Origin of the sequence: Bernardetia sp. Wsw4-3y2 (genome assembly GCF_037126295.1) — a bacterium.
Lineage (GTDB): Bacteria > Bacteroidota > Bacteroidia > Cytophagales > Bernardetiaceae > Bernardetia.
Map to the genome: position 1 here is coordinate 1,912,102 of NZ_CP147017.1, position 10,771 is coordinate 1,922,872.

Annotated in this window: 11 protein-coding genes; 8 read left to right on the top strand and 3 right to left on the bottom strand. The window is 31.0% G+C overall.

Annotation, left to right across the window (positions count from 1 at the left end):
- Nucleotides 1-67 precede the first annotated feature (67 nt).
- The 3 genes from V9L05_RS07630 to V9L05_RS07640 are packed head-to-tail and all read left to right on the top strand — an operon-like array spanning nt 68 to nt 827.
- The gene (locus V9L05_RS07630) at nt 68-316 is read left to right on the top strand and encodes a hypothetical protein (protein WP_338814999.1); all 249 of its coding nucleotides are present in this window, start codon (nt 68-70) and stop codon (nt 314-316) included.
- A complete protein-coding gene (locus V9L05_RS07635; RefSeq protein ID WP_338815000.1) occupies nt 304-612 on the top strand; it encodes a hypothetical protein in 309 nt (102 codons plus the stop codon). Before V9L05_RS07630 ends, V9L05_RS07635 begins: the two co-directional genes overlap by 13 nt.
- Nucleotides 613-635: 23 nt before the next feature.
- On the top strand, nt 636-827 hold the full coding sequence (locus tag V9L05_RS07640; RefSeq protein ID WP_338815001.1) for a hypothetical protein: 192 nt from the start codon (nt 636-638) through the stop codon (nt 825-827).
- Between the two features lie 652 nt (nt 828-1,479).
- On the opposite strand, the gene V9L05_RS07645 is transcribed toward V9L05_RS07640, so the two are convergent.
- Nucleotides 1,480-3,444, bottom strand: a complete 1,965-nt coding sequence (locus tag V9L05_RS07645; RefSeq protein WP_338815002.1) for an ABC-F family ATP-binding cassette domain-containing protein — start codon at nt 3,442-3,444, stop codon at nt 1,480-1,482.
- 348 nt (nt 3,445-3,792) lie between these two features.
- Between V9L05_RS07645 and lpxK the strand changes: the two genes are divergently transcribed.
- The 3 genes from lpxK (at nt 3,793) to V9L05_RS07660 (ending at nt 6,472) form a co-directional block, all read left to right on the top strand.
- Nucleotides 3,793-4,869 carry a tetraacyldisaccharide 4'-kinase gene (gene lpxK, locus V9L05_RS07650; RefSeq protein WP_338815003.1) on the top strand — a complete coding sequence of 359 codons (1,077 nt, stop codon included), beginning with the start codon at nt 3,793-3,795 and terminating at the stop codon, nt 4,867-4,869.
- Between the two features lies 1 nt (nt 4,870).
- Nucleotides 4,871-5,680 carry a helical backbone metal receptor gene (locus tag V9L05_RS07655; RefSeq protein ID WP_338815004.1) on the top strand — a complete coding sequence of 270 codons (810 nt, stop codon included), beginning with the start codon at nt 4,871-4,873 and terminating at the stop codon, nt 5,678-5,680.
- A 189-nt stretch (nt 5,681-5,869) separates the two neighbouring features.
- Nucleotides 5,870-6,472, top strand: coding sequence for a hypothetical protein (locus V9L05_RS07660; protein WP_338815005.1), 603 nt, complete (start codon nt 5,870-5,872; stop codon nt 6,470-6,472).
- Between the two features lie 75 nt (nt 6,473-6,547).
- On the opposite strand, the gene V9L05_RS07665 is transcribed toward V9L05_RS07660, so the two are convergent.
- A complete protein-coding gene (locus tag V9L05_RS07665; protein ID WP_338793808.1) occupies nt 6,548-8,050 on the bottom strand; it encodes an FMN-binding glutamate synthase family protein in 1,503 nt (500 codons plus the stop codon).
- Nucleotides 8,051-8,197: 147 nt separating this feature from the next.
- Between V9L05_RS07665 and rimK the strand changes: the two genes are divergently transcribed.
- A complete protein-coding gene (gene rimK, locus V9L05_RS07670; protein ID WP_338793807.1) occupies nt 8,198-9,073 on the top strand; it encodes a 30S ribosomal protein S6--L-glutamate ligase in 876 nt (291 codons plus the stop codon).
- An 87-nt stretch (nt 9,074-9,160) separates the two neighbouring features.
- Here the strand turns inward: rimK and V9L05_RS07675 are convergent, their stop codons facing one another.
- On the bottom strand, nt 9,161-9,811 hold the full coding sequence (locus tag V9L05_RS07675; protein ID WP_338815006.1) for a peptidylprolyl isomerase: 651 nt from the start codon (nt 9,809-9,811) through the stop codon (nt 9,161-9,163).
- A 140-nt stretch (nt 9,812-9,951) separates the two neighbouring features.
- Here V9L05_RS07675 and V9L05_RS07680 point away from each other — a divergent pair, with 140 nt between their 5' ends.
- Complete coding sequence (locus V9L05_RS07680; RefSeq protein WP_338815007.1) at nt 9,952-10,725, top strand: ATP-grasp domain-containing protein; 774 nt, start codon at nt 9,952-9,954, stop codon at nt 10,723-10,725.
- Nucleotides 10,726-10,771 lie beyond the last annotated feature (46 nt).

The following is a 10,771-nucleotide window of genomic DNA, read 5'->3' on the forward strand; positions in this document are numbered from 1 at the left end:
CCTTTTTTTCATAGATTAAAATAAACCTAATTAAACTTCTAAAAGTAATTTTACGTAAAATTGCTCTATGACATACACACATACTATTAGTTCAGAAACTCATCAGGATTTTTTGAATCAAGACAGAACTGACCCCATTACAGGCGAAAAAATAGAAGAAGGACATACTATCGTAATTTGTGCAGCCTGCAAATCTGCTTTTTTTATAGAAAGCTGGCAATATATTAATGAATCACACTGTGAACAGTTTGATAGTCTCAAAGAGCTTCCTATTTCAAAAAATTTATTTTTAGAAGCAAACCAATGGAGTTTTTGAATTTTGGTTTTGCCTATCGTCCTATGTATGTTCCCGATAGTGGTTTAAAGGTTTTAGGTTTTCTAATGTTGGTAGTTTCTCCTATTTTGTTTCCCATCGTAGGAATAACATTGGGTTGGGCTATAGCTATTTTATTTTTCTTATCTGTGATAGGTTTTATTGGTTGGATAGAATGGCATAATGGCAAACCTTTAAAACTCAAAAATCCAACAAGAAAACAAATAGAGAACACAAAATCACATCTAAATATTGGAGTAAATCTAAAAAAACAAGGAATAGTTATAAAGAAAAATTAATTCTATTTGAAAATATACACGAATTGAAGTATTTTATTAATTATCATCCTACTCAAGATCTTAGTTCAAAATTATTTTGTCAGCTAAAATTAAGAATAGAGGGCTACGCAGCAATAACTTACTACGCTACTATTCATAAAGAAACTATTCCAGAGTGGAGTAACTTTATTTCCCAACTTCCCTATAACCTAAGAGTAATTAATACAGATTTTTAAATTATACAGAAAAGAAATTAATTTGAAGGAGTATAAATTAATATTTATTAACAATTACAGGAGTTTTTTTATACCTAAAACAAAAAAATATTTACTTATTAAATCACTGAAAATCAGCAACTTAAAATAAAAATTTAAAATTAATCGAATTATTTTACAAATATTCTGTAATGATTACCTACTTTTTGACATTAAGTAGTAACAAGGGGATATATAAGTCCTTCGTTTGGAGATATTATTATTTCAAACAGGCAGTAGGTCAGAGAATGTTTCTTTTTTTGTTTGAGGAAAATTTTAAGGGGACGAGTACTCAAATAAATTGAATATCAGTATTTAATTAAATGAAAAAGAAACGTATGCAGAAGTAAGGGGAATACTGCTGTATACATTAAATTTCTCTGACCTTCTTAATTAAAAAAAATCAGAAAATCAATGCTATATATAAACTAACAAAAAATATTTTTAGTTGGTGACATTAAAATCTGTAAAAATCTCATTGTGAAAATTATTATGGGGCAAACCTATCAAAAACGCACTTTTCATGTGAAGGGTGTGTTTTTTTATTGATGGTATGTATACTAAAACAAAAAACACTTATTTTTCTGAAAAAAAATAAGTGTTCTTAAAATGACTTTCTTACTAAATAAAATTCTTACTTCAAATCTTCTACTTCTAACATTGCATTTTCCCATTCAGCAGTTCTTATTTCCAAACTCTTTTTGAGAGAAGCATGTTTTTTAGATAATTTTTCAGCTTTTTCTGGGTTTTCGTAAGTGCTTGGTAAGGCAAGTTCTTTCTCCAATTCTTTAATTTCGGTTTCCAATTTATTGACTTCTTTCTCTACATTTTCAAGATTGCGTTCAGCTTGACGAACCTTTCTTTGAAGTTCTTTTTGCTCTTCTTGTGAAAGATGTTGATTATTTTGTTTACTATTTTTGTACTCTTCTTGTTTTGCCTGTTTTTCTTCTTTAGCTTTCTTTGCTTCTAAGCTAGTTGATTTATTTTCTTTTTCTTCTGCATCTCGTAGCTGTTTCCAATACTTAAACTCGTCATACGTACCAGGGTAAACTTTGATTTTACCTTCTTCAATCCACCAAATTTTATTTGCTATACTTTGGATAAAATGACGATTGTGAGAAACAACAATACAAGTTCCTTCGTAATTATTGACAGCTTCTATCAAAATATCGACAGACTTCATGTCCAAGTGGTTGGTAGGCTCATCAAGCAAAAGGAAATTTGCTTCTGAAAGCAACATTTTTGCAAGTGCAACTCTTGATTTTTCACCACCTGAAAGAACACGGATTTTTTTATAAATATCATCTCCAGCAAATAAGAAACAACCCAAAACAGCTCTCAATTCTGCTTCTGTTCGGTCTGCTCCTGCGCTGCGAAGTTCTTCTAAAAGGTCATTATCTAAATGTAAGGCTTCTAATTGATGCTGTGCGTAAAATGATTGTCTTACGTGGTGTCCTTCTTTGAGTTCTCCAGAGTTATAGCTTTCTGCATCTGCGAGCATTCTCAAAACAGTAGATTTTCCTTTTCCATTTGCACCAATTAAGGCAATTTTGTCGCCTCTTTCTATCATGGCTTCTGCTTCATTTAAAATTTGAAGTTGTCCATAACTTTTTGATACATGGTCTAATTCGGCTACTATTTTTCCAGATGGTTTTTGGAAGGTAAAACGCATTCTCATTGTCGGAGCATCTGATTCTACAGCTTCAATTCTTTCTACTTTATCTAGTTGTTTTACTCTTGATTGTGCTTGTTTTGCCTTTGATGCCTTTGCTTTAAAACGCTCAATAAAACGTTCTGCTTCTTTTATCTTTGATTGCTGATTTTCGTAGGCCTTTTGTTGCAAATCGGCTCTTAATGCTTTTTCTTCTCTATAAAAGTCATAATTTCCAGAATAACGAATCAAATCTTGTCCCCAAACCTCAACAATTACATTGCAACAATTATTCAAAAAATCTTGGTCGTGAGAAACAATCATTATCGAACCTTCATAGTTGTTCAAATAACTTTCTAACCATTCAATCGAAGGCAAATCCAAGTGGTTGGTAGGCTCATCTAGCATCAAAAGTGCAGGTTTTTGCAATAATAATTTTGCAAGCATTACACGCATACGCCAACCTCCCGAAAACTGAGCAAGTGGTTTTGTAAGTTCAGCCGTTTTGAAGCCCAAGCCTTCCAAAATTTCTTCTGCTCTAGCTTGAATAGAATATCCTCCTAGCGTTTCGAATTCTGTTTGAAGCGTTGCGAGTTCGTCTAAAAGTTTGTCATTATATTCTGTTTCTATCTTGGATAGAATTTTATTGATACGTGCAGAAAGTTCGTTTTCACGAGTAAAAGCCTGCATTGCCACATTGATAATCGGCTCATGACTTTCATAAGATAATAAATCTTGATTCAGAAAACCAAGTGTACAGTCTTTAGCCTTGCTAATATCGCCTTCGTCGGGCGTATATTCGCCATCGATAAGACGCAAAAGTGTAGATTTGCCAGTTCCATTGGCACCAATAAGACCGATACGTTCTTTAGGTTTAACGTGTAAAGAAGCCTCAAAATAAATAGGGCGATCGGCAAAATAAAACGAGAGATTGTTGATACTAAGCATAATCAGCAAAATTACGATAGTTTCTTGTCAAAACAAAAGGAAAACAACTTGCTAGATTAAATTATTTGATACTTTTGAGGTATTTTGATTCTATTTTTGTTTAAACTTTTATATACTGTAAGTAGTCGTACAAAATTAATAATACATATAACTGATTAGCGAGTGATTTACCTGATTTTTAAGATGAAATGCAAGATAAATACAAATGAAGTTTAGTGAAGCTAAATAATAATATCTTTTTAATACTTATTTAAATTTTATTGTATTATCCTGTAATTATCATAGTAATCATAAAAATCACTTGCTAATAATGTCTTACTACTTACACTACTTTAATCCTCTTATATTTTGAAATACCTCCTTTTTCCTTTTGCCGTTTTATACGATTTGATAACCCAAATCAGAAATTATTTTTACGATAAAAAATGGTTTGAGTCTATCCAGCCTTCTGTTTTTACTATTTCAGTCGGAAACCTGACCGTAGGAGGAACAGGAAAAACGCCACACATAGAATATTTGATTCGATATTTTCTAGAGAAAAATAAAAATGCAGAAAATTATAAATTAACTACCCTTTCAAGAGGATATGGACGAAAAACAAAAGGGTTTGTTTTAGCAAATCCAAAAACTACAGCTTCTGAAATAGGCGACGAACCGATGCAGTTTTATCAAAAATTTGTAGCAAATAATAAATTAGAAAAAGTAAATATTACTGTTTGTGAAAAACGAGTTTTGGGAGCGCAGAAAATTCTTGAGTTATTTCCCCAAACAAAAACAATTTTATTAGATGATGCTTTTCAACATAGAGCCATAAAACCCCATTTTTCGATTTTACTTTCTGATTATAATCGTCCTTTTTATGAAGATTTTTTATTGCCAATGGGAAGAATTAGAGAAAATAGAAAAGGTGCAAAACGTGCAAATGTAGTTTTGGTAAGTAAATGTCCTTTAGATTTGACAGCTGAGAAAAGAGAGTTTATTCGTCAGAAAATTAATAATTACACAAAATCGCCTGTTTTCTTTACGAGTTTTGATTATGATAAACCTATTGATTTATTGAATAATGAAGTTTTGGAATTAGAACTAAAATCGAATACTGATAAAAAATATTCTTTTGGAATCTTAACAGGAATTGCAAATTATCAACCTTTTCAAAAGTATATAGAAAAAACATTTGGAAAAACAGAAAAGAATAAACACTTTCCAGACCATTATAATTATACAGAAAAAGATATTGAGTTTCTGAAAAAATCAGATACTATTTGGTTTACCACAGAAAAAGACGCTGTCAAACTTCGTCCATTGTTAGAATCATTTAGTCAAGAAGAACAAAATAAAATTTCTATTTTTTATATTCCTATAAAAGTTGTTTTTTTAGATCAGAATGAAGAAAAACAGTTTCAAAAATTGATACAACAATACTAAAATGCCTATTTATACAGACCAGCTCAATCGTAAAGTAGAAGTAACAGAATTTCCAACACGTATTATTTCGCTTGTTCCTTCTCAAACAGAACTTCTTTTTGATTTGGGAGTTGGTCAAAATGTTGTTGGAATTACAAAATACTGTATTCATCCTAAAAAAAATGTAAAGAAAATAGTTAAAGTTGGAGGAACAAAAGATTTTGATATCGATAAAATAATTGCATTGAATCCTGATTTGATTATTGCTAACAAAGAAGAAAATTATAAGGAGGGAGTTGAGCAGTTAGAAAAACAATTTCCTGTTTGGATAAGTGATATAAATGATTTGAAATCCTCTTTTGAAATGATTTCAGAAGTTGGAAAATTGGTAGGAAAGCAAAAAGAAGCTAAAAATTTAGTTTATAAATTGAATCAAGATTTTAAAGAATTAGCAAAAACAGATTCATTACCTGAAAGGTATAAAGTCCTTTATTTTATTTGGAAAGACCCGTTTATGGTGGCAGGGAAAGATACTTTTATTCAAGATATTTTAGAAAGAACAAATTTAGAAAATAGCACAACTTCAACTCGTTATCCTATTCTTGATGAAGAAAAAATAAAAGAATTGAATCCTCAAATTATTTTGCTTTCCTCTGAACCTTATCCTTTTAAAGAAAAACACATTCAAGAATTTGCTCAAATGTTGCCAAATGCCTATATTAGGGTAGTGGATGGCGAACTTTTTTCGTGGTATGGAAGTAGACTAAACTATACTATAGATTATTTAAAAAATCTACAAAAAGACATTAAATTGCACTTTAGTAAGTTTTAATTAAATTAAAACCACCTTTTCCCCGTTTTTTTCCTTCAAAAACTAATAGTTGGCGTGGTTTGTGTTTTTTAATGAAGTACATTGTTACAAAAAATTAACAAAGTAACAAAAAGATTTTATTCCACTTACTTTTTTCATAAATTACTCTATCAAAATATTATTATTCTTTCCCCAAATCTTATTTATAAAATGACAAAAATGATTCAAAAAATTCAGACAATTATCTTAGCTTCTATTTTTGCTTGCTTTGTAGGAAGTAGTTACGCAACCACTTCATTTAATGAATATTACAATTCTATTTTTACTGATTTGAATGCTAGAAGTGAAATTAATAAAGTAAAAGACAATCCTCGTGGCTATTTAGTTCGCAAGGGCGTAAAATACAAATGGGAATTAGAGCGATCTGCACGTCCAGGGCAATATACTTATTTTGTACACAGAGAAAGAGGAGGAAAATCCAATCTTGTTTATAATACAACAATGGTTGCTATCGACAAACGTAGCTCAACAGGAGAATATATAATTAAAATATTTTATTCTGTAAATAAAGGCTATAAATGGGATATGGACAGAAATACAATGCTTAGAATCACATATAAAAAAGATGGTTCGGTAGATTATCAAGCAACAGGACAGATGTCTAAATTTGAAGATAATGGACACGGACTTTCAGCATCACAGTTCAAACAAAAAACGGATTTAAATCCAAATTTCACTGATACATTTGTACGCCATGCTGCAGCTTCTATTGCTTATGCAATTTACAAATATCCAAAAATGATGAAATTGTAAAAGAAAATACGTTTCACTTACTTACAAAAAAAGGATTTCTTCAGCTAAAGAAGTCCCTTTTTTTATTTTATAATTTTAACCCAATAGTTTTACTTCTGGATAACGTTCTGCAAAACAAACTTCTTTTCCTTGTATTTGCTTAAAAATAAGTGAACGATTAAGATCTGATAAATCTTTACAGCCTGTTGCAGAAAATAAGGCTAAGAAATCTTTTAGAGTTTCTTCATGATAATTTTTTACTCTTTTATATTTTTCTGAAACTACTAAACCTCCCATTTTTGATGGATCTGAAGTAGCAACTCCTGTCGGACACGTATTCATATGACATTCTAAAGCTTGAATACAACCTAAAGACAACATCATAGCACGAGCTGAGTTACATAAATCTGCACCTAAACAAAGGGCTTTAAATATATCAAATCCATCAACTATTTTACCTGATGTAATCACTCGTATATCTTTTCTCAAATCATATTTTTTGAGTGTATCATCTACAAAGACAAGTGCATTTTCCCAAGGCATTCCAACATGGTCAGAAAAAATAATTGGTGCTGCTCCTGTTCCTCCTTCTGCACCATCTACAGTAATAAAATCAGGTCTTATTCCTGTTTCTACCATTGCTTTGCAAATATCTCCAAATTCCATTTTGCTACCAATACAAAGTTTGAAACCAATAGGCTTACCTTTTGAGAGTTCTCTTAATGTATGTACAAAACGCAATAACCCTTCAGCAGACTGAAATTCTTTATGAGAATTAGGTGATTTTACAACAGTATTAGGTTCTATTCCTCTAATTTTTGCTATTTCTTCCGTATTTTTCTTGGCTGGTAAAACTCCTCCATGACCTGGTTTTGCACCCTGAGATAATTTTATTTCTACCATTTTGAGCTCTGGAAAATCAATGGTTTTGATAAATTCTTCTGCTGAGAAATTTCCTTCTTTATCTCTACAACCAAAATAACCTGTACCAATTTGATAAGTTACATCTCCCCCTTTTCTGTGGTAGTCAGAGATTGCTCCTTCTCCTGTATTGTGGTAGAAATTTCCTTCTTTTGCTCCCAAATTCAAAGATTCAATAGCTCTGCTACTCAAAGAACCATAACTCATCGCTGACACATTTAATAAACTTGCTTCATAAGGTTGTTTGCAATCTTTACCTCCTATTTTTACTCGTGGTGGAGTTTCTAGTTTTTCAGTAGTGTAAATAGAATGTGCTGTCCATTCCATTCCTTCAGTTTGTAAATCATGTTCTGTTCCAAACGGATGGTTATCATTCTCTAGTTTTGCTCTTGAATATACATACTTTCTTTGATTTTTATTGAGTGGTTTTCCATCTGTATCTGATTCTATAAAATACTGATGGATTTCAGGCCCTATACTTTCTAAGATATATCTAAAATGTCCAATTACAGGAAAGTTACGTAGAATAGCATGTTTCTTTTGGTTCAAATCATAAATACCTACTAAAATTATTAAAACCAAAATCCCTATAAGTGTATAAATAGGAAAGAAAAATAATAAATAAGCAGCTATAATAACAAAAAATATAGCTCCTATAAAAACAACAACATGTTTCATTGAGAAAGTAATAAAGATAAAGTTAGATGAGATTTGTTAATTAACAAAGAAACAACCTGTACTAAGATTTGTTTTTTTTGGATTTGATAGATTAATGACTATCTTTTGTGGATAAAACTTAAAACAAAATTATTTAAAATAAAATTCATGAAATTAGCTATCTTATCAGCAAATAAAAATCTTTACTCAACCAAAAGACTTATTGAAGCTGGAGAAAAAAAAGGGCATCAAATGGTAGTTATAGATCACACAAAATGTGATTTAGTAATACAAAAAAAGAAACCAAGTGTCATTTATAAAGGTGAAGAAATGTCTGATATTGATGGTGTAATTCCACGTATTGGTGCTTCTGTCACTTTTTTCGGAACTGCTGTTGTGCGTCAGTTTGAGATGATGAAAATTTTTACTTCTACTGAATCCCAAGCATTAGTTCGTTCAAGAGACAAACTAAGAAGTCTTCAAATTTTGGCTAGAGCTGGTCTTGATTTACCAAAAACTGTTTTTAGTAATTATTCAAAAGATGTCACAAGTGTAGTAGATAAAGCAGGTGGTGCACCTTTAGTTATCAAACTTTTGGAAGGAACACAAGGATTAGGAGTAGTTCTGGCAGATAATAGAAATACAGCTGAATCTATGCTAGAAGCATTTAATGGCTTAAAAGCTCGTGTTATTGTACAAGAATTTATCAAAGAAGCAGGAGGAGCAGATATTCGTGTCTTTATCGTTGATGGTGTAGTGGTAGGTGCAATGAAACGACAAGGAAAAGAAGGCGAATTTCGTTCGAATCTTCATAGAGGAGGAAGCGCAAATGTTATCGAACTAACAGACCAAGAAGAAAATGCAGCCTTAAAAGCTGCCAAAGTATTAGGTTTAGGAGTTGCTGGTGTGGATATGTTGCAATCTGCAAGAGGACCTCTTATCTTGGAAGTAAATTCTTCTCCAGGATTAGAAGGAATTGAAGCAGCAACAGGAAAAGATATTGCAACAGCAATAATAAAATATATAGAACGTAATGTAGAATAAAGAAGATTTTTCATTTATAGAGTCATAAAAAAATGGTTAATGAAGAACATTTGTTCTTTCATTAACCATTTTTTATAGTACAAATTATTATTTCTCCTCTTTTACTTCAGGATATTTGTAACCATATTCTTCTGTAATTTTTTCTTTAGAAATTTCTTCTACTTTGAAATTAACTACAATTTTCTCTACAGGACGATCAGGATATTGTGTTGTTTGTTGTGCCACTTTATCAATTACATCAAATCCATCAATAATTTGCCCGAAAACAGTATATTGTCCGTCAAGGTGATTTGCACCATTGTCTTTTTCAACAATATAAAACTGTGAACCACTAGATTCTCTTTTTGGGTTTACATTATCTCCCATTCTTGCTGCTGCAACTGCCCCTTTACGGTGTGGATGATTATCTTTGATTTCGGCTGGAATTGTATAACCAGGTCCTCCTGTTCCATATTCTCTAGGGTCTTTTGACTCATCTTTTGTAAATGGGTCTCCTCCCTGAATCATAAATCCTTTGATTACTCGGTGGAAAATTGTTCCATCATAAGTTCCATTTTCTACTAATTTGATGAAGTTTTCTTTGTGAAGTGGTGTGTCATCAAAAAGGATAAGTTTCATATCACCAAATTTTGTAGTAAGGGTTACTACTTGGTCTTTGTCTGGGCTACATTTGCTGCTCATAAGTGTTGAAATTAAAATAAATGAAAATAGTAAACGAATTAAATTATTCTTTTTCATTGTAATAAATGATTTTAGTATGAATTGTTTTTTAGAAAGTCTCAGAACTTTTATAAAATTAGATTTGTAGTTTATACACTAAGTAAAATTTACATTCAAATTTACCACTAAAAATAGTTTCATTAAAATTTACTTTAAAAATGATTGATGTATATGTTCTAAATCCGACACTTGTTTCTAATCGCCCTCAACTTGGAGCTTTTACAGCTATGAAAGGTTTTGAGTTTATGGGAGCAAAAAACATTCTTGTAGATAATATTGTAGGAATGAAAAATTTAAAAAATAACCAAGAAACTGATATAGATAATAAAGAAAATATTGCTGTTGGTGGAATAGGTTTTGTAAAAAGCAGATTAGAATATCTAGGTTATAGCCATAAATTAGAATCAGATTTGGATTACCCTCTTGAACTTAGAAATTATTTAGGAAGAGAAATTTGGACTGCTACCATTGATGAAATCAGCCGAACACTTCCAAATATTTTCATTAAACCAAAAGGAGAAGACAAACAAAAATTCTTTACAGGTTTGGTTATCAGTTCTTCAAAAGATTTGATAGGAAAAGGTATTCAAGGACAAAATTATCAGGTTTGGTGTTCAGAGCTTATCAATCCTGTTGCAGAGTTCAGAGTTTTTGTCAGATATGGAGAAATTTTAGATATACGAAGATACAGAGGCAATTATGACATCAATCCAGATTATAAAATCATTGAAAAGTGTATTAAAGATTTTAGTTCTAGTCCTTTGGCGTATGGAATTGATTTTTGTGTAACTGACAAAGGCAAAACATTACTTTTAGAAGTAAACGATGGTTTTTCATTGGGAGAGTATGGACTTAATTTTTTAGATTATGCAAAACTGAATTATACACGTTGGAGCGAATTGGTAGAATGTAAAGATTATTTCAAGTTTTGATAAAAATAAAAGGAGTTTGAAAACAATCAAACTCCTTTTTGGTATA

Excerpts from the sequence above, each read along its gene's own strand:
- V9L05_RS07680 (WP_338815007.1), top strand. The coding sequence starts at position 9,952 with ATGATTGATGTATATGTTCTAAATCCGACACTTGTTTCTAATCGCCCT.
- V9L05_RS07635 (WP_338815000.1), top strand. The coding sequence starts at position 304 with ATGGAGTTTTTGAATTTTGGTTTTGCCTATCGTCCTATGTATGTTCCC.
- V9L05_RS07675 (WP_338815006.1), bottom strand. The coding sequence starts at position 9,811 with ATGAAAAAGAATAATTTAATTCGTTTACTATTTTCATTTATTTTAATT.
- V9L05_RS07660 (WP_338815005.1), top strand. The coding sequence starts at position 5,870 with ATGACAAAAATGATTCAAAAAATTCAGACAATTATCTTAGCTTCTATT.
- V9L05_RS07655 (WP_338815004.1), top strand. The coding sequence starts at position 4,871 with ATGCCTATTTATACAGACCAGCTCAATCGTAAAGTAGAAGTAACAGAA.
- rimK (WP_338793807.1), top strand. The coding sequence starts at position 8,198 with ATGAAATTAGCTATCTTATCAGCAAATAAAAATCTTTACTCAACCAAA.
- V9L05_RS07630 (WP_338814999.1), top strand. The coding sequence starts at position 68 with ATGACATACACACATACTATTAGTTCAGAAACTCATCAGGATTTTTTG.
- V9L05_RS07665 (WP_338793808.1), bottom strand. The coding sequence starts at position 8,050 with ATGAAACATGTTGTTGTTTTTATAGGAGCTATATTTTTTGTTATTATA.
- V9L05_RS07645 (WP_338815002.1), bottom strand. The coding sequence starts at position 3,444 with ATGCTTAGTATCAACAATCTCTCGTTTTATTTTGCCGATCGCCCTATT.